Origin of the sequence: Halomonas sp. MMSF_3323 (assembly GCF_030733595.1) — a bacterium.
Classification (GTDB): Bacteria; Pseudomonadota; Gammaproteobacteria; order Pseudomonadales; family Halomonadaceae; genus Halomonas; species Halomonas litopenaei.
On record NZ_JASHIT010000007.1, the window covers coordinates 129,591 to 153,198 of the forward strand.

Genomic DNA, 23,608 nt, shown 5'->3' on the forward strand with positions numbered 1-23,608 from the left:
CCCCCTGGAGGCAGGGAGGGCGAGGATGGCCGGCGACTAGAGAAGCTTGGTCTGTCGCAGACTGTGCAGGGCGCAGGGGGCATCGAAGCTGTTCGCATCTGCCAGATCCCAGAACTCACGATACAGCGGATGGTTCTTGGCGCCGCCCTCCAGCAATTCCTTGGGTGCCAGGCTGTCGATCAGGCTGATGTAGGGCAGCGCCTTGCCATTGGAGAGGCGCCTGATGATGTGTTCGGGGCCAAGTTCGCTGGGGTGATGCAGCCCCGCCGCCTCCAGCATCTCGCACAGGGCGAACTTGGTATTGGCGTGGAAGTTCTTCACCCGCACCGACTTGTCCTCGACGTCCAGGCGGTTGCCGCGGGCCTTGTCCTGGGTGGCGACCCCGCTGGGGCACTGGTCGTTGTGGCAGCTTTGGGCCTGGATGCAGCCCAGCGAGAACATGAAGCCACGGGCCATGTTGACCCAGTCGGCGCCCAGCGCCAGCGTACGGGCGATGTCGAAGGCGCTGATGATCTTGCCGCTGGCGCCGATGCGAATCTCGTCGCGCAGTCCGGCGCCGACCAGGGTGTTGTGGACCAAGATCAGGGCGTCGTTGAGCGGCATGCCGAGGCGGTTGATGAATTCCAGCGGTGCGGCGCCGGTGCCGCCCTGGCCACCGTCGACCACGATATAGTCGGGGCGGTCGCCGCATTCCAGCATGGCCTTGACCATGGCGAACCATTCCCAGGGATGGCCCAGGGCCAGCTTGATGCCCACCGGCTTGTCGCCGGAGAGGGTGCGCAGCTCCTGGATGAAGTGGATCATCTCGCAGGGGGTGGAGAAGGCGGAGTGCTTGGACGGCGAAAGTACGTCCTGGCCTTCGGGCACGCCGCGAGTCGAGGCTATCTCGGCGGTCACCTTGGCCCCCGGCAGGATGCCGCCATGGCCAGGCTTGGCGCCCTGGGACAGCTTGATCTCGATCATCTTCACTTCGTCACGACGGGCATTCTCCTTGAACTTGTCGCGATCGAATCCACCGTCGTCGCGACGACAGCCGAAGTAGCCGGAACCGATCTGCCACACCAGGTCGCCGCCGCGCAGGTGGTAGGGCGATATCGCCCCTTCCCCGGTGGTGTGGTAGAAGCCCCCGAGCTTGGCACCTTCGTTGAGGGCGCTGATGGCATTGGGCGACAGGGCACCGAAGCTCATGGCGGAAATATTGAGCACGCTGGCCTTGTAGGGCTTGGCGCGATGCTCGCCGACGACCACGCGGAAGTCATGATCGGTGATCTCCACCGGTGACAGCGATGGCCCCATCCACTCGTAGCCGGGGGCGTTCATGTCCCGGAGCGAGCCGAAGGGCTTCTTGTCGATGGTGCTCTTGGCCCGTCGATAGACCAGCGAGCGCTGCTCGCGGGAGAAGGGCGACTCGAAGGTGTCCGCCTCAATGAAGTACTGGCGGAACTCGGGCCCGATGGATTCCAAGAAGTAGCGAATATGCGCCAGGATCGGGTAGTTGCGACTGACCGTGCGGCGACGCTGGACGATGTCATAGGTGCCCAGCGCGGTCAGCGCGCCAAACGCCAGCACCCCCGTCAGCCACCATAGTGACGCCAGTAGCCCGAGCAGGCTGACGATCAGGCCGGCGACGGCGATGTAGTAGGCGCCGAAGCGGGTCGAGGCGTGGCGTGAAAGGTACGAGGCCATGTCGTTCTCCCTGAGTCACGGTTTTCTTGTGTTCTTTACTCATGCAAGCACATTACCTGTCACCGGCATAGAGCACGCGGCACCGGGTGACGACCAGGCACAGTGGAGCAAAAGGCGGAGGCATGGCTCGGGAGAGAGGCCGCGCTAAAGGCGGCAGGCGGCCAGTCGTGAGGTGCTGCTGCAGGTGACTGCAAAGCGTCATCGTCTCGTAACCAAGTGCAAATAGTGTTTGACCTGAGCGCCAAGACGGCGCATGCTGCTCGCAGTTGGTTAGCAAGTTGAACGTCTCAGAGGTCATCGAAGCATCCTGGCGACGATGTTCCGGGGGAAGGTTTCTTGTTTTACCCACTGCAACTCGGGTATCTCCCGGTAATGTATATACGCTAGTCGAGGATTCGATCATGGCAACTGGTACCGTCAAGTGGTTCAACGACACTAAGGGCTACGGCTTCATCTCTCCGGACGACAACGGTGACGACCTGTTCGCTCACTTCTCCGAGATTCAAGCCGACGGCTTCAAGTCCCTGCAGGATGGCCAGAAGGTCTCCTTCGAGGTGACTCAGGGCAAGAAAGGCCTCCAGGCTTCCAACATCAAGGTCATCGACTAAGTCGATCGCTTGATGGCCGCTCAGGCGGCGTGATGCATCGCACTTGATGCATGGAAAAGGCTCGCTTCGGCGGGCCTTTTTGCGTTTCTGATGTGTCGTTCTGCGCCCCGGGTGGGTGCCGGTGAAGGACATCCGTAAACGAGGTGAATCTCTCGCAAAGGCGCTGTGGCATAGGGTAAAGGGTCTATATGCCTGAAAGAGATAAAAAAATAATACATTGTAACTATTTAGAATAAGGTGAGGGAGGCACAATAGGCTGATTCTCTTCAGCAAGGCCACCTCATGTCGCTGGATGCCTGGATCGCCCTTTCCGTTGCCTGTGCCGTCTTCCCGTTTATGGCGCTGACACGCCTCGGCCCCGACATGGTGCTGATGGGGGCTCTTGTGGTGCTTCTGAGCCTTGGGGTCATCGACGCCGAGCAGGCGTTGGGCGGCTTTTCCAACAGTGGCTTGTTCACGGTCGCCTTCCTCTACATCCTGGTCGCCAGCCTGCGTGATACCGGTGGTATCGATCTGATCATTCGTCACGTGCTGGGACGCCCCTCCGGCGAACGTCACGCCTTGTCACGCCTGGTGTGGCCCGTCACCGCCGTCAGCGGGCTGCTCAACAACACGCCGGTGGTGGCCACCTTCATCCCTGCGGTGATCAGCTGGGGGCGTCGCTTCTCGATTGCCCCGCAGTTGTTGCTGATGCCGCTGAGCTTCGCTTCGATCCTCGGCGGCACCGTCACCCTGATGGGCACCAGTACCAATCTGGTGGTGCATTCGCTGATGCAGGAGCGCTTCCCGGACCTCCACCTGGGGCTGTTCGAAATCGCCTGGGTGGGCGTGCCCATGGCACTGGTTGGGGTCGTCTACCTGCTGGTAGTAACGCCTCGTCTGCTGTCCAGGCGCCCCGGCAGTGAGGAGGCCTTCGCCAACCTGCGCGAGTTCACCATCGAAATGGAAGTGGATCCGCAGGGGCCGCTGGTCGACCGCACCGTCGAAGAGGCCGGGCTGCGGCATCTTTCCGGGCTCTTCCTGGTGGAAATCGAACGCGGTGGCAATGTGGTCAGCGTGGTGGGGCCGGGTGAACGTCTCAAGGGCGGGGATCACCTGGTCTTTGCCGGCACCACTGAGGGGGCAGTGGAATTGCAGCAGATGCGCGGTCTGAGGCCATCCCGTCTGGGGGAGTCGCATCTTGAGAAGGAGTTTCGCGAGCGCCGCCTGGTGGAAGCGGTAGTCTCCGACCAGTGCCAGTTCATCGGGCAGAAGATTCGCGATGGCCATTTTCGCACGCTCTATGGCGCCGCTGTGCTGGCGGTCTGTCGTGGTGGGCGCAGGGTGGCGGGTAGCCTCGGGCAGATTCGTCTGCAACCCTCCGATGTGCTGTTGCTCGAGGCGCGCCCGGCCTTTATCGAACGTCATCGACAGTCTCAGGACTTCCTGTTGATCAGCCAGGTCAATGGTCAGGCCAGGCCCGCCTTCGACCGAGCGCTGCGCGCCTGGGCGATCCTGGCGACGGTAGTGGTGCTGGCCTCCACCGGGCTGATGAGCATGATGAACGCCGCCATGCTGGGCGCCACGGCAGCCCTGTTGAGCGGCTGTGTCAGCGTCCGCAGTGCCCGTCGCGGCATGGACACCCAGGTGTTACTGACCATCGCCGCATCCTTTGGCCTGGGCGCCGCACTGCAGACGTCCGGGGCAGCAGATGTGGTGGCCCGTGGGCTGCTGAGTGTCGTCGGCGACAGTCCCTGGGCGCTGCTGGTGGGCACCTACTGTGTGGTGGCGCTGCTGACCTCGCTGGTGACCAACAATGCCGCAGCGGTCATTACCTTCCCCATCGCCATGGCAGGGGCCGAGAGTCTCGGCGTCAATCCTTTGCCCTACGTGGTCGTGGTGATGTTTGCCGCATCGGCCAGTTTTCTCACCCCGATTGGCTATCAGACCAATCTGATGGTCATGGGCCCCGGTGGCTACCGGGTTCAGGATTACCTCAAGCTCGGCGGCCCCCTGAATCTGCTGACTGCGGTCGTGGTGCTGGTGCTGACCCCCTTTTTCTGGCCCTTCTAAAAAGCCCTGTGTGCTTCTCGGTAGCCGGGTGACTTCACCTGTTTGGCTCGTCCCCTCTGGCGCATTGCGGTAGGCTAGGAGGTTGTGCTTTGCAACATAGACTGAGATCTGCCCATGAGCGACAACGACCAGCTGGTCATCGAGCCCCGAGGCGAAGCGGACGCCTGCATGATCATTCTTCACGGCCTGGGAGCGGATGGGCGTGACTTCGAGCCGGTGGTGCCCATGCTGCCAAGGCCCGGTTACGCTCAGATCCGATTTATCCTGCCCCATGCACCGCGCCTGCCGGTCACCATCAATGGTGGCATGGTCATGCCCGCCTGGTACGACATTCTCGAGATGAGCCTGGACCGTCGGGTGGACGAGATGCAGCTGCGGCTGTCGGCCGAGCGGATCAAGGGCGTCATACAGTCCCAGATCGATGCCGGCATCGACAGCCGACGTATCCTGCTCGCCGGGTTTTCCCAGGGTGGGGCCGTTGCCTACGAGGCCGCCTTCAGCTTTGACAAGCCGCTGGGTGGTCTGCTGGCGATGTCCACCTACTTTGCCACCGCGAACTCGATCGAGCTGAACGAGGCCAATCGCGACCTGAGGGTGGAAATCCATCACGGCAGCATGGATCCGGTGGTACCCGAATCCCTGGGCCGAGCCGCCTTCGCTCGTCTGGAGGAGCTTGGCTATCACACCGTCTATCGTCAGTATCCCATGGCTCACGCGGTCTGCCCGCAGCAGATCGGGGATATCGGCGAGTGGATGAGTGAGCTGCTGGGACAGTGAGTCCTTAGGCTGCTTTGCTCAGCCTGCGAACATGAGACTTTTCATCCTGCGAAGGAAGTCTGGTTCTTCTAAGCTTTTTTCGTACAAAAAATTAAGAAAAAGCTTACGGGATGCAGGGTGATGTCTGTATGGAGGTTTTTCCGTCGCGACAAGACAAAGGCTGAGAGTGGCACACCCCCACAGACCATGACGGTCAGTGACGGGGAGTCGGGGGCCGAGGCCCTGCTGGGCGCCGCGCCGGGGTCCGCCTTGTTGCTTGACCATGAAGGAACCATCGTCTGGGCGAACGCTCGTCAGTGCAATGAACTGGGCAAGTCTCTGGCAGATATCAGGGGGCTGAGCCTGACCGATGTTCATTGCAGTACGGCAGCCGAGACACTGGAGCTGGCCCTTGCGCGTTGTCGCGAGGGAGGCGGGAGCTGGGAAGGCGTGGTGGCCTGTGACGGGGTTGGTCGTCTACGTCACCTTGGTACCAGCATCCACCCGGTGTCGTGGTGCGCTGCCCGCTGGATGCTGATGAAGCACGACGTCAGCCGGTTGCAACTGCAGGCGGCATCAGCTCAGCGACTGAGCCGCACCATTGAAAGCCGCATGGCGAGGCTCCCGGGAGTGGTGTTCCGGCTGCGCCAGTCGCCCGGGGGAGGCTTGTCGTTTGACTACCTGGGACCTGGCTTCGAATCCCAGACGGGGCTGTCTCGTCAAAGTGCCCTGGAAGACGTCGAGGTCGTGCTTTCCAGGCTGGACGAAGACGCGCGTGAGCAGTTGACGCTGGCGCTCGCCCAGTCCCTGGTCAGCCTCACACCCTGGCACCTGGACATCACCCTGGGTGATGCTCAGGAGACCGTCGCGGAAGGACAGCGCTGGTTCGAGGCCAGGGGCACGCCCCAGCGATTCGATGACGGCACCGTGGTCTGGGATGGCCTGCTGCTGGATGTGACCCAGCGCAAGCAGGCGGAGTCGCGTGTCGCCAAGCTGGTCAGCACCGATGTCCTCACCGGCGTGATGAATCGCCGAGCCTTCCTCGAGGCAGGAGCGCGGGTACTCGCCCGGTTGCGGCGCCGTGGCGAGCCAGCGGTGCTGGCGATGCTGGATCTTGACCATTTCAAGTCGCTGAACGATGCCTACGGCCACGCCGCTGGGGACATGGTGCTGAAGGCTTTCGCCGATACCTGTCGTCTAAGCCTGCGCCCCTATGACCTGCTGGCGCGTATCGGGGGCGAAGAATTTCTGGTACTGCTCGGTGACGTTCATGCCGAAGACGCCTGGGACATACTGGAGCGTCTTCGAAGCAACGTGGAAGCATCGACCTTGAAGGTCGACCGTCGTGCCCTCAAGGTAACAGTGAGCATGGGAGCCATCTGTGTCGGGCAGGACGAAAGTCTCGACATGGCCATGCGGCGTGTGGACGGAGCGCTCTACGATGCCAAGCGTGCCGGTCGCAACCAATTGAAGGGCCTCCTTCCTGAGTATGAACGCGATAACCTCGCGTTGGGCAAGGCCCTGGCATCATCCACCATCTACAAGGAGATCGAGATGGCGTTGAGCGAAGATCTGCGGATCCCTAAGCCCTGCCCGAACTGCGGCAGCTACAACATGCGAGTCCCCAGCACCAAGAATCCCGATGAAAAGGTGCACTGCGCTTCCTGCCAGACCTACGTCTGCCTTTACGCCGAAGCGGAGGAGATGATCGAGAAGACACCCAAGAGCGAGTCCGAGGAACTGATCGAGAAGGCCATGAACCGGGACAAGTGACCGTGACAAGTGACCGGGACAAGTGAACGTGTCAGCTCCGGGCCGAACGCCAGCGCCCCCGCCTTGCAGGCGGGGGCGCTTTGGTTTCGTTGGGGGGAGGTGCTACAACAGCTCTTCGCCGGCCAGGGCCAGGCGCGAGCGCTCGACGCTTTTTAACGTCACATGGCCGGCATGGGGCCAGTTCTTGAAGTTCTGAACCACTGCGGCCATGCCGCAGGTATTGGCGGTGAGGTAAGGGGTGTCGATCTGGCCGACGTTGCCCAGACAGACGATCTTGGTGTTGCGTCCCGCTCGGGTGATCAGGCTCTTCAACTGCTTTGGCGTAAAGTTCTGGGCCTCGTCGATGATCAGGAAGGTGTCGTTGAGGGTGCGTCCACGCATGAAGCCCGGCGCCCGGATCTGCACGCGTGAGCCCAGTAGCTGGCGCGTGGCGTCCTGGTTCCAGGTCGAGCTTCCGTCATGCTCGTCGCGCAGCAGGTTGTCCATGTTGTCGTGGAAGGCGCCCATCCAGGGCGACATCTTTTCCTCTTCGGTGCCGGGCAGAAAGCCGATGTCCTCGCTCATGGAGATCGGCGCTCGGGTGAACACCACCCGTTCGAAACGCTTGGTATCGAGGGTCTGCTGGAAGGCCGCGGCCAGGGTCATGAAGGTCTTGCCGGTGCCGGCACTACCGGCCACCGTGACCAGGTCCACGGCGTCGTCCATCAGCAGGTTCAAGGTGAAGTTCTGCCGGCTGTCGTGGGCGTGTACCCCCCAGACGCTGGCGCCGTGGCGATAGTTGGTCAAAAGCTCCAGGGTGGCCTGGTGGGGGGCGAGTTCGCGCACGATGGCTTCGAAGCTGGCCTCGCTGTCGGCGTCGGACACCAGCATGCCCAGGTGCCAGTGCTGGGGAATCTCGCCGCTCAGGCGATAGATGACACGGTCATGGTCGCGCTCGACCTTGACGTCCAGCGCCATGGCGTCCCACAAGCCACGGCCGGCGTCCTCATACACAGCGACACCGTCGGTCATGGCGTCGGAGTCATCGAAGGCGCGATCGGTCAGGTAGTCCTCGACCGGCACGCCGAGGGCGGCGGCCTTGACCCGCAGGTTGATGTCCTTGGTGACCAGGATCACCGAGGCGTCGGGGCGTTCCTGACGCAGTCGGCAGGTCTCGCCGAGCAGACGATTGTCGGGGCTGTCTTCCAGGTTGTCGGGCAGGGTGAGGTCGGAGTAGCAGAGCAGTCTCAGTCGGCCATCTGGTCCGCTGACGCGGGTGATGGGAATACCTTGGCGTATCTGGTCGATGTCGACGTTGGCGGTCAGGTCAGAGAGGGTCCGGCTGACTTGCCGGGCGGTGCGGGCGATTTCGCGGATGCCATTCTTGTGCTTGTCGAGCTCCTCGAGCACGGTCATGGGGATAACCACTTCGTGCTCTTCGAACTGGTAGAGGGCGCTGGGATCATGGATCAGTACGTTGGTGTCCAGCACGTACAGTCGGGTGGCCTTCTTGTCGATGCGTACCATCGGCACAGCTCTCCTGATTGTCACCTTGGGCGTCAACATGACGCCTTGATGTCGACACTCTCAGCGCGCGATGTCAGGAATGTGACAGCCGCCAAGGTGTCGGATTGCACACGATAGGCTCCTCCTGTGGCCATGAAACGGTTCTCAACCGATTCTCAATCGGTTCTCAAACCCTTGGGCGGGTTGGCCGTTACTTGCAGTTTGTCCCGCTGTGGCGCAAGACGTGCTGCCAACGGCGCTTCTTTACATTGGACCCTGTTTCGGTCCAGCGGTGCCCTTGAGTCAAGCATGGACGATGACAAAAATGCTGCAAGGGCGAAGTGTCAACGCTGCGCTATCAGGTCAATTCTTCGGTCAACCTTCCCACTCACGCCAGGCCGGTCCTCTGCGATTCGGCCGCGACGGCCGTATCCCCCGAGATGACGGTCAGGACCGAGCCCGCCAGCTTTCGTGCCGCACAGGCCCGGGCCGAAATGCTGCGGCGCTCAGGGTGCGATCATTACCCTGTCCTGGTCGAAGGCCACCGCCCAGGTGCGCAGCGAGACGCTGTCGTCTTCCACGCAACGGCCGTCCGTGAGGCGAAAGTGCTGCTTGTACAGGGGAGAGGCCACCACTGGCTCTCCCTGGATGTCGCCGACGATGCCTCGGGCCAGCACATTGGCCTTGGCGATGGGGTCGTGGTGGTCGATGGCGAACAGTTCCGGGCTATGCCCGGGCAGGTAGAACAGCGCCACCTGGGCGGGGCCCTCGGCGCTGTCGATCCAGGCGGCGACACCGGAGAAGGGCACCAGGTCACTGCGCTGGCACAGCGGTATCCAGTCCAGCGAACGGCTGATGGAAGAAGCGGTCATGGAAAACTCCTTGTGGCGTTGTTGGCGGCCCGTCTCGTGACGAGGTGTGGTCACGAGGGCGGAAACGGTGGTTGGCTGAGGCTTGCTCAGGCTGGGCGGAGCTGACCGCGCTCCTCGGTGACGATGATGTCCGGGTCGGGACGGCTGTCGTTGACGTAGCTGCGAAAGCGCTTGAGCTTGTCCGGATCGGCCAGGGCGCCCGCCCACTCGCACTCGTAGGTATCGATGACGTGCTGCATCTGGCGTTCGAGCTCCTCGCCGATGCCCAGACTGTCGTCGAGCACCACCGCCTTGAGGTAGTCGAGGCCTCCCTCGAGGTTTTCGCGCCACACAGAAGTCCGCTGCAGTCGATCGGCGGTGCGTACGTAGAACATCAACAGACGGTCGATGGCCTGGATCAGGGCCTGGTCATCCAGGTCGGTGGCGAACAGCTCCGCATGACGCGGACGCATGCCGCCGTTGCCGCAGACGTACAGGTTCCAGCCATGCTCGGTGGCGATGACGCCGATGTCCTTGCTCTGGGCCTCGGCGCACTCGCGGGTGCAGCCGGACACCGCAAACTTGAGCTTGTGCGGCGAGCGCAGTCCCTTGTAGCGATGCTCGAGTCGCAGCGCCATGCCGACGCTGTCCTGGACGCCGTAGCGGCACCAGCTGCTGCCGACACAGGATTTCACCGTGCGCAGCGACTTGCCGTAGGCGTGTCCGGTTTCGAAGCCAGCGTCGATCAGTTCCTCCCAGATGGCCGGCAGGTCCTCGAGACGCGCGCCAAACAGGTCGATGCGCTGGCCGCCGGTGATCTTGGTGTAGAGGCCGTACTTCTTGCCCACCTGGCCCAGCACGATCAGCTTGTCCGGGGTGATCTCACCGCCGGCGATACGCGGCACCACGGAAAAGGTGCCGTTCTTCTGCATGTTGGCCATGAAGGTGTCATTGGTATCCTGCAGCGGGATATGCGCCGCGTCGGTGATCGGTTCGTTGAAGCAGGAGGCCAGGATCGAGGCCACCGCCGGCTTGCAGACGTCACAGCCGAGACTCGGCGCCCCGTCGTCCAGGATGGTGCCGTGTCGGGTCATCAACTCGCTGAAGGTCTTGATGCCCTCGACCCGGACGATATCGAAGAGCTGCTGGCGGGTGTGGGCGAAGTGCTCGCACAGGGAGGTGTCGACTTCCATGCCGCGGGCCGCCAGTTCATGGTCGAAGACGTTCTTGAGCAGCGCCGCACAGCCGCCGCAGCCGGTACTGGCCTTGGTCGTCCCCTTGACCGCGCCGAGGTCCTCGCAGCCGGCGTCGATGGCGGCGCTGATGGCGCCCTTGGTGACGTTGTGGCACGAGCAGATGGTGGCACTGTCCGGCAGGGCGTCCGGGCCCAGCGCCGGCGCCGGTTCGCTGGAGGGCACGATCAACGAGGCGGGGTCCGCCGGCAGATCCAGGTTATTGGCGTAGTACTGCATCAGGCTGTCGTAGGCGGAGTTGTCGCCCACCAGCATGGCGCCGAGCAGGCGCTTGCCGTCACCGGAGACCACCAGCTTGCGATAGACCTGCTGGATCTGGTCGAAGTATCGGTACTGCTTGGCGCCGGGATGGCGGTTAGCGTGGGCGTCGCCGATGGCCCCCACGTCGACCCCCATCAGCTTGAGCTTGGTGCTCATGTCGGCCCCGGTGAAGGTCGAATCGCCACCGCACAGGGTGTCGGCCGCGGCCTTGGCCATCTGATAACCGGGGGCGACCAGACCGAAGATGCTGTTGTTGTACAGCGCGACCTCGCCCACCGCGAGGATGGCGGGATCGCTGGTCAGGCAGTGGTCATCGATCACCACGCCGCCACGTTCGCCGATCTCGAGCCCGCACTCGCGGGCCAGCTCGTCCCGGGGGCGTATGCCGGCGGAGAACACGATCAGATCGGTCTCCAGCACCTTGTCGTCCTGAAATACCATGCGCAGACGGCTGGCTTCACCGGGGACGATCTCGCGGGTCGCTCTTTCGGTCAGCACCTGGACGCCCAGGCCCTCGATCTTTTCCTTGAGCAGTTCACCGCCTTGCTCGTCCACCTGCATCGGCATCAGACGCGGGGCAAATTCGACCACCGCGGTGTCCAGGTCGAGGCCGCGCAGGGCGTTGGCGGCCTCCAGCCCGAGCAGTCCGCCCCCCACCACCACGCCGGTATTGGCGGTGGCGGCGGCGGCGCGAATGGCGTCGAGATCGTCCAGGGTGCGGTAGACCAGGCAGCCCTCGCGATCATTGCCGGGAATCGGCGGGACGAAGGGGAAGGAACCGGTGGCCAGCACCAGACGGTCGAAGTCGAGGTAGCCAGCGTCGGTGTGAACGCGCCGTGCATCGCGATCGATGGCGGTGACCGCCTGGTGCAACTTGAGCTCGATGCCGTGCTCGGCGTAGTAGTCGGCGGTGGACAGCGCCAGGGACTGGGCGTCGCGGCCGCTGAAGTACTCCGACAGGTGCACTCGGTCGTAGGCCAGATGACGTTCCTCGCCGAACACCACGATGCGGTAGCGGCGGTGCTGATCACGTTCGACCAGCTGCTCGACCAGGTGGTGACCTACCATGCCGTTGCCTACCACGACCAGGGTGGGGCGGGTATCCGTGGCGTCGCTGTCGGGAGCATTGTGTGCGGCGAGATTGTGCTTTGTGCTGGACATCAGGCGGCATCCTGTTCGGTGGTCGATGGGTCGGTGTCGGTGGTGGCGTCGTCCGCCAGCAGGGCCTCGGTATCGGCCTGGCCCAGCAGCAGCGAGTGGCGCGCTCGGTCCAGTCGCTGGCCTTGCTCGGCGAGCCGGAATAGCCAGGGGCCCATGCGGGTATCGCCGTAGAGCACGGCGCCCTCGAGTCGGCCGTCGCGCAGCAGCAGTCGGCGGTATTCGCCCTGGTCGCGATAGCTGAGGACCTCATGTCCGTCCTCGGCCTCGGTGGGGCCGAAGGCGTACAGCGAGACGCCGGAAACCTTGAGCTTGGTGGCGCAGGCGCGTTCGTGGTAAGGCGCCGAGGGCTCGCCGCACAGGCGACTGGCCAGTACCTCGACCTGATGCCAGATCGGCTCCACCAGGCCGTAGGTGGTGTCCTCGAACTGGCAGCATTCGCCGAGGGCAGAAATGTCGGGGTCCGAGGTGGCCAGGGTGTCGTCGACGACGATGGCGCGATCGCAATCGAGCCCCGCATCCCTGCCCAGCTCGGCGTTGGGGGTGATGCCGGCGGCGATCACCACGCAGTTCGCCGGCAGCAGGCGCTCGTCGTCTTCCAGGCGCACACCGACCACCTGGCCGTTTTCATCGCCGACGATCGCGGCCAACCGCGCCCCGGTCTTCAGATGGATGCCGCGGCCTTCGATTTCGCTTGCCAGCATGGTGCTGGCGGTGGCGTCCAGCTGCCGGTTCATCAGGCGCGGTGAGCGTTGCAGCACGCATACCTGCATGCCTCTGGCGGCGAGGCCGGCGGCGGCCTCCAGGCCCAGCAGGCCACCACCGACCACCACCGCCGCGCCGCCAGCCTTTGCTGCGTCGGCCAGGCGCGCCGCATCGTCCAGATCGCGAAAGCCCGACACGCCCGTCAGAGTGATGCCGGGGATCTGTGGCATGGCGCTGCGCGAACCCAGTGCCAGCACCAGGTGGTCGTAGGGGATCACCTCGCCGTCGTCGCACTCGACCAGGCGCCGGGTACGATCGATCCGCTCCACCCGCGCGCCCAGGCGCTGATCGACAGTGACGGCGGAGTCATGCGGCGGTGTCAGCGTCAATCCATCCTGCTCGACATCGCCGGCCAGCCAGCTCGACAGCAGAATGCGGTTGTAGGCCGCGTGCGGTTCGGCACCGATCACGGTGATGTGTCGTGGGGCACCACTCTGGGCCGCCAGGGTCTCGATCAATCGATGCGCGGCCATGCCGTTGCCGACGATCACCAGGTGGGGAAGACGTGCGTCGTCAGACCTCGTCGGCGAAGACGAGCCGGCCTGGGTCATTTCGGAACGGGACCTTGAGTCAGGCAGGCTAGAGGAACGGGGCCTGGAGTCAGAAGGTCCAGTGGAACGGGACCTGATGGAACGGGACATCGCATGGGCTCCAAAAACGCCAAAGACGTCTCTCACACCTCCGGCGTCGGAGGGTGAAGAGACGTCTTTGTCTAGTGTCGGTGCGATCGCCGTTGACCGCCGCCGGCATTCGCCGGCACTTGCTACAGGCTATCCAAGTTTCATGCCTGTTTTACGTTTTGTGCAGGTAAAACAGCCTGTTGGTGCAGGCCCTGGTGGCGGGCGTCAGCATCGGTCAGGCAGGGTTCAGGGCGTGTCGGCACCGTACTGGTGCGTGGCGGCGTCGTAATGCACAGCGCTGTAGCACTCCTCCAGGGTGGCGGTGTCGAGCTGTCGCCCGCGAGCCTCGAGCAGCGGCGACAACCGCTGGATCAGCCCCTCGAAGTCGGCCGTCAGGGGGCGCAGTCGCTCACCGATGCAGGGGTAGCCCGGGGCGGCTTCCAGCGGCAGCTCGTCGAGATGGCCTACGGCTTCATCGAGGTAGGGGGGCAGTGCCAGCCAGGCCAGGGTCTGGCGTCTGGCCTCAGGCGCCTTGTCCAGCCACAGGGCGGCGGCCTGGAGGGCGCGCAGCAGCGCGGACAGGGTATTCGGGTAGCGCCGCGCCCAGGAGGCCGTCACCCCCAGCACCTTCTCGGGATGCGCCGGCATCAGTTCCGCACCGCTGGCCACCACTCGACCCACCTGACGATGCTGGGCCAGGCTGCCCCAGGGCTCGCCGACGCAGAAGCCATCGATCTCGCCTTCGCGCAAGGCGTCCACCATGCGCGGGGGCGGCAGCGCGACCAGTTCGACCTCGCGGTCGACGTCGATGTCGCCGCGGGCCAGCCAGTCACGCAGCAACAGGTGCTGGCAGGAGTAGGGGTAGACCATGGCCAGGCGTGGCCGGGTGCCTTCTTTCAGCGAGGCCTTGAAGCGCCGGGCCAGTTCGCTGGCCGCGCCGAAGGCGCCGGGCTCCCCGCTGTCGACCGAAGCGCCGACCGCCTCGGCCAGGCGGCGAGACAGCACCAGCGTATTGCCCTGGCGGCTCAGCACCGCGGCGGCCAGGGTGTCACAAGGCGCGCGGGACAACCCCAGGCTCATGGCCAGCGGCATCGGCGCCAGCATCTGGGCGCCGTCAAGCAGGCCGGCGGCGACCTTGTCGCGCAGGGTGGACCAGGCGTTCTCGCGTGACAGGCTGACCTCGACTCCCTGGGCGGCGAAGAAGCCGCCTTCCCGGGCGATGATCAACAGCGCAGCATCCAGCAGCGGCACGAATCCCAGGGTCAGGCTGGCGAGCTCGGGTGGATGCGGCGCGCCAGTTCTGGACGTGCTGGCCGCGTCAGAAGACAGCGATGGACTCATGATCCCTTCTCCAGTGGCTTGAGGATGTCGATGACGTTCTGGGCGACCTGGGCGATGCGCTGGCCGCGGTCCATGGCCAGCTTGCGGAGCATGCGGTAGGCCTGTTCCTCATCGCAGCTCTGATGCTTCATCAACAGGCCCTTGGCCTGTTCGATGCGCTTGCGGTCGGCGAGCTGATTGCGTGCCTTGTCGAGGTCGCGGCGCATTCCCTGAAAGGCTTCGAAGCGGGCGATGGCGACATCGATGACCGCCTTGACGCGGTTGGCCGCCAGACCGTCCACCACATAGGCGCTGACGCCGGCCTTCACCGCTGCCTTGAGCGATTCGGGGTCGTGCTGGTCGGCGAAGAACACCACCGGTCGAGGGTTTTCCCGCTGCAGCAGCGCCATGCTTTCCAGGGTGTCCCGGTCAGGCGATTCCATGTCGATGATGACCACGTCGGGTTGATGCTGCTGCACCATGTCGTTGAGGCTGGCCGGGCTTGACAGTCGGCAGACCACCTGGTGTCCGTCCAGCGCAAGCGCCTCTTCGACCATGGCGGCGCGCACTATCTCGTCGTCGACCAGCAGGACCTTCAAGGTGTCGTGTTCGGGCATGGGCGTGGCTCGATGATGCTGTCGCTCGATAGAGCTCGAGTCGACGTGATGAGGGGTGCACCTTGGGTGCCTCTGCACCTGTCAGCGCAAAAGGCGTTCCATTTTCGATCTTGTCGTTTTCTGTCAGGGAGATAACCCCCTGCAAAGCCGCCACCGTGCCCCCGCAGATATGCCGGGCAGGCGCTCGCGCACCGAAAGGGTGCGTAAACGGTGGCCTCCATCGTTCGTTGTGGTGCGAGCCTGGGGTCTGTCAGACGTCTTATCGCCACCATCGCCTGGGCAAACGTCAGAAAAAAACGTCGTGGCTTCAATTGGCTGGCACCGGCATTCCACACTGCAGGGGGCGATTGTGGTGTTCTGGCACAGGGTTTGCTTTGGTTACTGGCAAAGCTAGTGCCGTTGTTGGTGCCATGGGCATCACTAAGCCGGGCCAGGAAGGGTCCCGACGCTGGTGGCGGGTGGGCCGGTCCGACAACTCGTCCGCAACGGGCGCTAGCACACACGAAATCCAGCGCGGGATTTCATCCGGCAACGACGCCCATCTCCTCGAGCCTCGCTCGACGGGATGGGCGTTGTGCGTTTGGGCCGCAGCAAGGCCCGACCGATCAAGGCCCGGCCGCTAGCGGAGCGATGATCTGCCGATGAGATGCCGACGATATGCCAAGGCAGCAAGATGGCCGACAGGAGAGCGCGATGACCCGGACGGATAGCGACAGCACGGAGATCGACAGCGGTGCAGGCGGCGAGGCCACAGGTACCACCTGTCCCTACTGCGGGGTCGGCTGCGGCGTCGAGCTTCGTCGCGATGGCGAGGCGGTTACCCTCAGGGGGGATCGGGATCACCCGGCCAACTTCGGTCGCCTGTGCGTCAAGGGCTCGGCCCTGGCGGAGACCCTTGGCGTTCAGGGGCGCTTGACGCGACCCAGGGTGGACGGTCGCGAGACCGACTGGGACAGCGCGCTGGACGCCGTCGCCGAGCGTCTGGGAGCGATTGCCGAGGGTAGCGGCCCACAGGCCATTGCCGGCTACCTGTCCGGGCAGCTATTGACCGAGGACTACTACGTCGCCAACAAGCTGTTCAAGGGATTTCTCGGGACACCGCACCTGGATACCAACTCGCGGCTGTGCATGGCGTCGGCGGTGGCAGCCTACAAGCGCACCCTGGGCGCCGACGCCGTCCCCTGCAACTACGAGGACCTGGAAGAGGCCGAACTGGTGGTGCTGGTGGGGTCCAATCTGGCCTGGAACCATCCGGTGCTGTATCAGCGGCTGCGTCTGGCCAAGACCCGCAATCCGCTGATGCGGGTCGTGGTCATCGATCCTCGGGTCACCGATAGCTGCGAGATCGCCGATCTGTACCTGGGGCTGCGTCCCGGCAGCGATGCTTTGCTGTTCAATGGCCTGCTGGCCTGGATGGCCCGTCGCCAACGGCTCGATGAGGTCTATCTGAAGCGCCATGTGGACGGCGCCGAAGAGACGATTGCCGCCGCCCTGGACGAGGCGTCGGACATCGAGGCGGTGGCGGCGGCCTGCGATCTCGACGCCGAGCGCCTCGAGACCTTCTACTACTGGTTTGCCACCCAGCTGCACGTGGTCACGCTTTACTCTCAGGGCGTGAACCAGTCGACCAGCGGCACCGACAAGTGCCAGGCCATCCTCAACTGCCACCTGGCCGGCGGCAAGATTGGCCTGCCCGGCGCCGGCCCCTTTTCCATCACCGGCCAGCCCAACGCCATGGGCGGGCGCGAGGTCGGTGGGCTGGCCAACCAGCTGGCCGCCCATATGGACTATCACACCCCGGGCGCCATCGAACGGCTGACCCGCTTCTGGTCGACCGAGGCGCTGGTGCCGACACTGCCCCGGGAGCCCGGCCACAAGGCGGTCGAACTGTTTCAGGCCGTCGAGCGCGGCGACATCCAGGCGCTGTGGATCATGGCCACCAACCCTCTGGTGAGCCTGCCGGATGCCGACCGGGTGCGCCGCGCCATCGAGCGCTGTCCGCTGGTGATCGTGTCGGAATGCATGGCCGACACCGACCTGGTGGAACTTGCCGATATCGTGTTGCCGGCCAGCGGCTGGTCGGAAAAGGACGGTACCGTCACCAACTCCGAGCGGCGTATCTCGCGCCAGCGCGGTCTCCTGCCGCCGCCGGGCGAGGCCCGCCACGACTGGTGGATCCTGTGCCGGGTGGCCGAGCGCCTGGGCTTCGGCGAGGCCTTCGCCTATGACCACCCCAGCGAGATCTTCGACGAGCATGCGCGCTTGTCGGGCCTCGACAACCAGGGACGGCGGGCCTTCGATATTTCCGGGCTGGCGGGGCTGTCCCGGGTCGAGTACGACGATCTCGCACCGATCCAGTGGCCGGTGACGGCAAGCGCACCACGAGGCACCGCGCGGCTGTTCGAAAACGGCCGCTTCTACACCGAGAGTGGCCGGGCACGGCTGTGGCCGGTGAGCGCGCGGGCGCCGCGCCAGGCGCCTGACGCCGACTATCCGCTGCGGCTGAATTCGGGGCGGGTGCGCGATCAGTGGCACACCATGACCCGTACCGCCAGGGCCAGCCGACTGATGAATCACCGCTCCGAGCCCTTCGTCGAGGTCCATCGGGATGACGCCGAGGCCCTGGGGCTGTGTGACCAGGGGCTCGCCAGGATCCGCTCGCGCAGCGGCGAGATGCGCGCCCGCGTCAGGGTCTCTGCCGCCCAGCGCCGTGGGGAAGTGTTCGTGCCCATCCACTGGACACCGCGCTTCAGTCACTCGCCGCTGGCGGGGAGCCTGTTCGCCCCGGACGTTGATCCGCTTTCTGGCCAGCCGGAGACCAAGCATGGCGCGGTGGCGGTCACGCCGCTGCAGCACGCCTGGGAGGCGACCCTGGTGGTTTCCCGGGCACTGGCCCAGCAGGGACCACCCGAGGGTTCGGGCCTGGCGGCCCGGGTGGTCGAGGGGACGAACTACTGGACGCGGGTCCCGCTGGCCTCGGCGGAGCGATGGCAACTGGCCGGTGAGCCGATCGAGCCAGGGGGTGTTGAGAAAGGGAGCGTCGAGAAAGCGGGCGTCGAACGCGACTGGCTCGACTGGGCCGCACGCCAGTTGCCGGGGGAGCTGGGCCCGGTGGCCCAGGACCCGGCCAGTGGTCGCTGGCGCCTGGCGGGGTTCGAGCAAGGACGCCTGTGCTGGTGGCTGATGGTTGGCCCGGTCAGCGAACTGCCGGGGCTTGGCTGGCTGTGCGAGCGCTTCGACGAGGCCGCACGTGGCGAGGCCATGGGTCAGCAGCATCGGCGGCGAGTGCTGGCGGCCTGTCATGACGGCGCCGCTGACCAGGGGCCGATCGTGTGCAGTTGCCATCAGGTGGGGCGCACCCCGATCCAGCGGGCGATTCGTGCCGGCGACGACAGCGTCGAGGCGCTCGGCGCGCGGCTGGCCTGTGGCACCCAGTGCGGCAGTTGTATTCCCGAATTGAAGAGTCTGGTGGAAGAGGAGAAGAGCCGTGGTCGCATCGAGCGTGCACAACCCCAGTCGGCCTAGAGACCGGCTGGGTCACCTTGTTGAAGCGGGGACGACGCCTTGGCTGGCACGTCGTCTGGACGGGTTGTCGATGCTGCTGGGGCGACTGGCAGGGCAAAGCCAGCATTGGGCCGACCGGCTGGCCTCCCGGTCCGCTGCCAGCGGCGCTGGCCATCGGTCAGGCGGCGCTGTTGGCCGGGTCGCGCTGGTGGGGGCGGGCAGCGGTGCGGGTGAACTGCTGACGCTCAAGGCGCTGGATCGGATCGAACACGCCGACGCGGTGGTCTACGACCGCCTGGTGGGGCCCGAGGTGCTGGCGATGATTCCGGCCGGTGTCGAGCGCCACTATGTCGGCAAGGCCAGGGGCCACCACAGCGTCGATCAGGCGCAGATCGGCACCCTGCTGGTGGCGCTGGCGCGCCAGGGCAAGGCGGTGGTGCGCCTCAAGGGCGGCGATCCGGGCATCTTCGGGCGCCTCGGGGAAGAACTCGACGCCCTCGACGAGGCCGGCATTGCGCGTGAGATCGTGCCCGGCATCTCGGCGGCGGCCAGCGCCTGCGCCGCCATGGGGATTCCGCTGACCGATCGCGGCCACGCCCAGAGCCTTCGCCTGATCACCGCCCAGCAGTGTCGCGAGGGGGGCGAGCCGGACTGGGCATCACTGGCCCGACGCGACGAGACCTTGGTGTTCTACATGGGGCTCAACAAGCTTGGCGCGATTACCCGTGGCCTGCGTGGCGCAGGCCTGCCACAGGACTGGCCGGTGATGCTGGTGGCCAACGCCAGTCTTCCCGAGATGGCCTCGTTGGTGGGCACCCTTGGCAATATCGATCAGCGCCTGGCGGAGAACCCCTTGCCATCCCCCTGCCTGATCATCGTCGGCGGGGTGGTGTCGCGGGTCGCCGGCAGCCGGGCGAGCGTTGCTGAACCGGCTGCCTGCCTGTCGTAGAGCGAAGACGGTGGAAACTCATTTAGGCGACAGCACCAGGGTGGCATGGCCATTGGCGGTACCTGGCGTGACGGTGCCGGTCTTCACGTAGCGGGCCAGAAAGTCGAGCATCAAGATGTTGCCGCCCTGCGCATGAAGGTTGGTGTCGATCCAGCGGTAGGCGTCGAAGGCGCTGCCTTCGGGGGTGATCGGCAGTGGCGCCAGGCTACCGGTGTGGATCAGCTGGATACCCACGCCGCTGGCGCTTTCCTCCGCACTGTCCAGGGCCAGAATACCCTGATTCCCGCCGGGATCGTAGGCTGCCGACTTGCCCAGTACGGCCCACTTGATGTCGCCGTCGGAGTGACACCAGGCGGTGACATGTACCGGGGTGTCGGCGACGCCTGAGGCAGGCTGGCCCAGGGTGGTGAAGCGATGGCTGCCTACCTCTCCCAGTGACACCGAGACATTGTTGATGCCATGGCAGGGATTGATTCGAACCCGAGTGCGCTGGGCCAGCTGCAGCCTGACCAGATTGAACAGGTCTCCATTATTTGAAGGTGGCGTGCTCTGGCGGTTCATCAGCGAGAACAGGCTGAAGCCGGCGTTGTTGTTGTTCTGAAGCTGTACACCGCTGGTGCCTGGGGAACCGGCCATGCGGTAGAGCGTGACCTTGATCTGGAAGGGGGGAAGCTGGCGCCAGTTGACCGCGTAGTCACCGATGGGGCAGTTGATATCTATCAGGGGGGGATAACCCTCGGCCTCACCCGTTCCCAGCAGGGCGTCGCTGCAGGGGATGCCGTGGATCTCCTCGCCGATCGGGGGAATGTTCTTGTTGGGGGAAGCGGAGACCCAGGCGAACGCATGGGCGCTGCCGTTGACCAGCAATTCCGTGGTATAGCCGACGCTGCCGCTGCCCCCGCCGCCGTAGGGATTGCGGCTACCGCTGTCCTGCATGATGTAGACGCGCCCGTCGGCGCTGTCCACGCTGATGCCGGGGACCGGGTGGGAGCCGCTGGACTGGGAGTAGTGCTGCTCGAGCCACCAGTACTTGATCGCATCGTCCTGATTGTTGCAGGTGGCGACCCAGCCTCCTTTGATCGCATAGAGTTGGCTGCCGGGGATGACCGCCGTGGCGATGGGCGTGCCGACGGCCACGTTTTCGTCGAGCACGATCTCGGCGCCAAAATTTACCGTCAGAGGCTGGTCACTCCATGGTGGGTTGATGCGTCGGCAGCTGGCCTCCACCGAGGTCGCCGACAGCAGTGCGGCGATCGACAGCAGCAAGCCGAGAAGTCTGATGGCGAAACGCAGCGGAGCGCTCGCGCTGCGGGTCTTCAAGCCGATGGTGCGCATTCACGTTGTCTCCAGCAGGTCTTTCAGTGGCGTTGGCTGGCAGGGGCTGGTGACGATCGGTATCTCGTCGCTGTCCGTCGGAGGCGTCCAGACAGGACGTGCCCAGCAACGTCGTTCGCCTCCCAACGTCACCTGGAGCGAGGTACCGGGCGTCAGATCGCGCAGTAGCAGCATGCCGCCGGCGCCGACCACCCCCAGCTTGCGTCCGTCGGTGGCGCTGACTTCGGCGCCCAGCGGTACGCCCCGGCCGTTCTGCTCCAGCACGATCACCACCGGCAGCCCGGTTCGAGTGGCGAAGCGCAGTGGCACCACCGCGCCGGCATAGGGCGCGACATCGATCGAAGTTCGCTGAAATTCCACCGAGGTGGCGGCGCCGCGCGGGTCCAGCTGGACCGCGTTGTCGTGGTAGGCCGTCAAGTAGGGGACCAATGCCTCGCCGTCATCGTCGAGGGTCAGGTTGGCGGCGTTGGTGACGCGAGCGCCGGCGCCCCCCGGGGCGCTGACCAGGCCTACGGTATCGCTGGTGCTCTGGCCGAAGGTCACGCCGTGGCGGTGTATCAGCACGGCGCCGCTGGCGCCGATGGAAAGTTGTCGGTAGTCGTCGCTTTTCGAGCCTGCCGCGGTGAAGCGGCCGACGGAGGTTCCGCTCGACAGGTTGAGCCCATAGGAGCGGTAGCGCTCCTTCGGGCCGCGGGTCTGATTGGCGAATAGCCCGTAGGACAGCTCGCCTTCGTCGCCCAGGGTGCCGGTGAGGTCGAGGTGGGTATCGTCATGATGGCGGCTGTCACGACTGGCGGAGACACCCAGACGTGGGGCGAAGGACGCGTTGGACAGCGGCAGCGTCAGCGATACCAGCGCCCGGTGCTCGGCCTCTCCTTCACGGTTGTCGGTGCGCGACAGGTTGAGGGCAAGGCTGACGCGCCCGATGCGGTGACTCAGACTCAGCTGGTAGGACGACTCGGTGCCGCCGCGATGCCAGTAGTCCGCCAGGCTGCCGGTTGCGGAGATGCGTGTATGTGGCCCGAGGGGCTGGCTCAGATTGAGCTGCAGACGACTGCGTTGATCGATGGTCGTGCTGTCGTCTTCGTACCCTTCATCTGCCTGAGCGCCGTCGTCGTCAGCGTCGGCAATCCAGGCGGCGTCTGCCAGCGACACGAACCCCGTGGTCGAGTAGCGATACGCCGCCAGATTGATGTCGGTATCGGTGGATTGCAGGTGGCGGCTGTAGGAGGCCTCGAGACTCCAGCCGTTGCGCCCTCCCTGGGGAAGGTCGGCGTGGGCGTACTGGGCATCGAGAGCAATGGCCCCCGCGGGGGTATTGAAGGCGGCGCCGATCAGCGGAGACCAGTAGTGTTCGCTGAGCTGGGCGCCGCCGTAGGCGGTGATGGCGTTGTCGAGCCCCCGTCGATAGCCGGCCTCCAGCAGTGAGGGAGGGTCATCGAGGCCTTTGGCATGGTACTGACCGGCGGCCAGCGAGAGGCGCGATTGCCCCGGTCTCAGCAGGCCCGGGACGGCAGCATAGGGCACGCTGTAGCGCTCGACGCGTCCATCGGCCTCGGTGACTTTCACCTCAAGATCACCCCCGTAGCCGGTGGGATAGAGGTCGTCGATCTCGAAGGGGCCGGGAGGCACGCTGGTCTCGAGCAGACGCCGCCCCTGCTGGGAGATGGTGACATGCGCCTGGGTTCTGGCGCTGCCGCGGACCACGGGAGCGTAGCCACGTCGACTGTCGGGCAGCATGCGGGTCTCTGTGCGTAGCGTGACTCCGCGCAGCGCCAGCGAATCGAAGAAGTCCCCTCGGGTGTTGATCTCGCCGGCCCGCAGCAGCAAGCCCTGGTCCGGCAGGGGCCGCTGAACGTAGTGATGAAGGCTGTCCCAGTCGACGTCGCCGTCATCGCTGCGGGAAACGTTGAGGCTGCTGCGAAACTGCCACAGGCCAAGGTTGGCGCCGAGCGTCGTGCCGAGAAAGGCACTTTGATAGTGCCCTTCGTCGGTGCTCGAGCGATAACCGTTCACTTGATAGTTGGCCAGCAGGGCGGTGGTGCCGGGCTCCCAGCGCGCGCTGTCGACCTGGCCACGAGGCAGCCGATGAAGCAACGCCTGGGGCACGCTGAGGTGGGCGCGCAGGTCACCGATGTCGAGATCCAGGCTGGCGCCGGGCAGGGCGGCGTCCACCCCCAGAAAGCAGTTGGCGTCCAGCCGGCAGATGTCTCGCACTTCCTGTTCGATGGCCGGCTCAAGGCGCGCGGCCAACCAGGCGTCGAGGGGCAGGGTAAGTCGCTGTGTTCCGTCCGGGGTGTCCTCGACACGCAGCGGATAGCGTCCCAGTGGCGTCTGGTTGAGCGTCAGATCGACCAGATAGTCGCCTGGTACCACGTAGTCCGGGCGGGAGAAGCGACGCATGTCGAGACTGGCGTCTTCGAGGAAGGCTGGGTCGAAGGTCACCTCGTCGGCCTGGACCGGCCGTGGCCCTGTCACCGTCGCCACCACTGCCGCCGCGACCACCAATGCCGCTCGCCACCGGTAGCGCCCGGCGGTGAAGCACCACCGGCAGGGGGGAGGATGTCTGGCAGCGGCCAGCGGCGTCGACTCGGTAGACGGTAGTGCCATGTCGT

15 protein-coding genes are annotated in these 23,608 nt (G+C 65.1%); 6 read left to right on the plus strand and 9 right to left on the minus strand.

What is annotated here, in order from left to right; genetic code table 11:
- Positions 1-36: 36 nt before the first annotated feature.
- A complete protein-coding gene (locus RBB39_RS05205) occupies positions 37-1,686 on the minus strand; it encodes an FMN-binding glutamate synthase family protein (RefSeq protein WP_045994372.1) in 1,650 nt (549 codons plus the stop codon).
- A 401-nt stretch (positions 1,687-2,087) separates the two neighbouring features.
- On the opposite strand from RBB39_RS05205, the gene RBB39_RS05210 reads away from it, so the two are divergent.
- The 4 genes from RBB39_RS05210 (at position 2,088) to RBB39_RS05225 (ending at position 6,875) form a co-directional block, all read left to right on the plus strand.
- Positions 2,088-2,294 (plus strand): cold-shock protein, encoded by a 207-nt coding sequence (locus RBB39_RS05210; protein ID WP_045994373.1) that lies wholly within the window; start codon positions 2,088-2,090, stop codon positions 2,292-2,294.
- A 282-nt stretch (positions 2,295-2,576) separates the two neighbouring features.
- Complete coding sequence (locus RBB39_RS05215) at positions 2,577-4,346, plus strand: SLC13 family permease (protein WP_124802564.1); 1,770 nt, start codon at positions 2,577-2,579, stop codon at positions 4,344-4,346.
- A gap of 114 nt (positions 4,347-4,460) precedes the next feature.
- A complete protein-coding gene (locus RBB39_RS05220) occupies positions 4,461-5,123 on the plus strand; it encodes an alpha/beta hydrolase (RefSeq protein WP_108131499.1) in 663 nt (220 codons plus the stop codon).
- Between the two features lie 186 nt (positions 5,124-5,309).
- Entirely contained in the window at positions 5,310-6,875 is a 1,566-nt protein-coding gene (locus RBB39_RS05225; protein WP_185696364.1) for a sensor domain-containing diguanylate cyclase, read from the plus strand.
- A gap of 102 nt (positions 6,876-6,977) precedes the next feature.
- Here the strand turns inward: RBB39_RS05225 and RBB39_RS05230 are convergent, their stop codons facing one another.
- From RBB39_RS05230 to RBB39_RS05255, 6 genes are all read right to left on the minus strand, one after another.
- Positions 6,978-8,381 carry a PhoH family protein gene (locus tag RBB39_RS05230; protein WP_124802560.1) on the minus strand — a complete coding sequence of 468 codons (1,404 nt, stop codon included), beginning with the start codon at positions 8,379-8,381 and terminating at the stop codon, positions 6,978-6,980.
- A gap of 485 nt (positions 8,382-8,866) precedes the next feature.
- Positions 8,867-9,232, minus strand: coding sequence for a nitrite reductase small subunit NirD (nirD, locus tag RBB39_RS05235; RefSeq protein ID WP_124802558.1), 366 nt, complete (start codon positions 9,230-9,232; stop codon positions 8,867-8,869).
- 86 nt (positions 9,233-9,318) lie between these two features.
- Positions 9,319-11,886 carry a nitrite reductase large subunit NirB gene (gene nirB, locus RBB39_RS05240; RefSeq protein WP_124802556.1) on the minus strand — a complete coding sequence of 856 codons (2,568 nt, stop codon included), beginning with the start codon at positions 11,884-11,886 and terminating at the stop codon, positions 9,319-9,321.
- Entirely contained in the window at positions 11,886-13,199 is a 1,314-nt protein-coding gene (locus RBB39_RS05245) for an NAD(P)/FAD-dependent oxidoreductase (RefSeq protein WP_306168869.1), read from the minus strand. Before RBB39_RS05245 ends, nirB begins: the two co-directional genes overlap by 1 nt.
- A gap of 315 nt (positions 13,200-13,514) precedes the next feature.
- The gene (locus RBB39_RS05250) at positions 13,515-14,609 is read right to left on the minus strand and encodes a CmpA/NrtA family ABC transporter substrate-binding protein (protein WP_306168870.1); all 1,095 of its coding nucleotides are present in this window, start codon (positions 14,607-14,609) and stop codon (positions 13,515-13,517) included.
- Positions 14,606-15,205 (minus strand): ANTAR domain-containing response regulator, encoded by a 600-nt coding sequence (locus RBB39_RS05255; RefSeq protein ID WP_045994380.1) that lies wholly within the window; start codon positions 15,203-15,205, stop codon positions 14,606-14,608. Before RBB39_RS05255 ends, RBB39_RS05250 begins: the two co-directional genes overlap by 4 nt.
- 693 nt (positions 15,206-15,898) lie before the next feature.
- On the opposite strand from RBB39_RS05255, the gene RBB39_RS05260 reads away from it, so the two are divergent.
- Positions 15,899-18,730, plus strand: coding sequence for a nitrate reductase (locus RBB39_RS05260; protein ID WP_306168871.1), 2,832 nt, complete (start codon positions 15,899-15,901; stop codon positions 18,728-18,730).
- Complete coding sequence (cobA, locus tag RBB39_RS05265) at positions 18,693-19,658, plus strand: uroporphyrinogen-III C-methyltransferase (protein WP_306168872.1); 966 nt, start codon at positions 18,693-18,695, stop codon at positions 19,656-19,658. Before RBB39_RS05260 ends, cobA begins: the two co-directional genes overlap by 38 nt.
- 18 nt (positions 19,659-19,676) lie before the next feature.
- Here cobA and RBB39_RS05270 read toward each other — a convergent pair whose 3' ends face one another.
- Both RBB39_RS05270 and RBB39_RS05275 read right to left on the minus strand, forming a co-directional pair.
- On the minus strand, positions 19,677-20,993 hold the full coding sequence (locus RBB39_RS05270) for a fimbrial protein (protein WP_108450119.1): 1,317 nt from the start codon (positions 20,991-20,993) through the stop codon (positions 19,677-19,679).
- Positions 20,994-23,603 carry a fimbria/pilus outer membrane usher protein gene (locus tag RBB39_RS05275; protein WP_306168873.1) on the minus strand — a complete coding sequence of 870 codons (2,610 nt, stop codon included), beginning with the start codon at positions 23,601-23,603 and terminating at the stop codon, positions 20,994-20,996. It lies immediately after the preceding gene.
- Between the last annotated feature and the right edge of the window lie 5 nt (positions 23,604-23,608).

What these genes read in the sequence shown, in the direction of transcription:
- RBB39_RS05260 (WP_306168871.1), top strand. Translation starts at nt 15,899, where the DNA reads ATGACCCGGACGGATAGCGACAGCACGGAGATCGACAGCGGTGCAGGC.
- nirB (WP_124802556.1), bottom strand. Translation starts at nt 11,886, where the DNA reads ATGTCCAGCACAAAGCACAATCTCGCCGCACACAATGCTCCCGACAGC.
- nirD (WP_124802558.1), bottom strand. Translation starts at nt 9,232, where the DNA reads ATGACCGCTTCTTCCATCAGCCGTTCGCTGGACTGGATACCGCTGTGC.
- RBB39_RS05215 (WP_124802564.1), top strand. Translation starts at nt 2,577, where the DNA reads ATGTCGCTGGATGCCTGGATCGCCCTTTCCGTTGCCTGTGCCGTCTTC.
- RBB39_RS05225 (WP_185696364.1), top strand. Translation starts at nt 5,310, where the DNA reads ATGACGGTCAGTGACGGGGAGTCGGGGGCCGAGGCCCTGCTGGGCGCC.
- RBB39_RS05255 (WP_045994380.1), bottom strand. Translation starts at nt 15,205, where the DNA reads ATGCCCGAACACGACACCTTGAAGGTCCTGCTGGTCGACGACGAGATA.
- RBB39_RS05275 (WP_306168873.1), bottom strand. Translation starts at nt 23,603, where the DNA reads ATGGCACTACCGTCTACCGAGTCGACGCCGCTGGCCGCTGCCAGACAT.
- RBB39_RS05230 (WP_124802560.1), bottom strand. Translation starts at nt 8,381, where the DNA reads ATGGTACGCATCGACAAGAAGGCCACCCGACTGTACGTGCTGGACACC.
- RBB39_RS05270 (WP_108450119.1), bottom strand. Translation starts at nt 20,993, where the DNA reads ATGCGCACCATCGGCTTGAAGACCCGCAGCGCGAGCGCTCCGCTGCGT.
- RBB39_RS05245 (WP_306168869.1), bottom strand. Translation starts at nt 13,199, where the DNA reads ATGACCCAGGCCGGCTCGTCTTCGCCGACGAGGTCTGACGACGCACGT.
- RBB39_RS05220 (WP_108131499.1), top strand. Translation starts at nt 4,461, where the DNA reads ATGAGCGACAACGACCAGCTGGTCATCGAGCCCCGAGGCGAAGCGGAC.
- RBB39_RS05205 (WP_045994372.1), bottom strand. Translation starts at nt 1,686, where the DNA reads ATGGCCTCGTACCTTTCACGCCACGCCTCGACCCGCTTCGGCGCCTAC.
- RBB39_RS05210 (WP_045994373.1), top strand. Translation starts at nt 2,088, where the DNA reads ATGGCAACTGGTACCGTCAAGTGGTTCAACGACACTAAGGGCTACGGC.
- RBB39_RS05250 (WP_306168870.1), bottom strand. Translation starts at nt 14,609, where the DNA reads ATGAGTCCATCGCTGTCTTCTGACGCGGCCAGCACGTCCAGAACTGGC.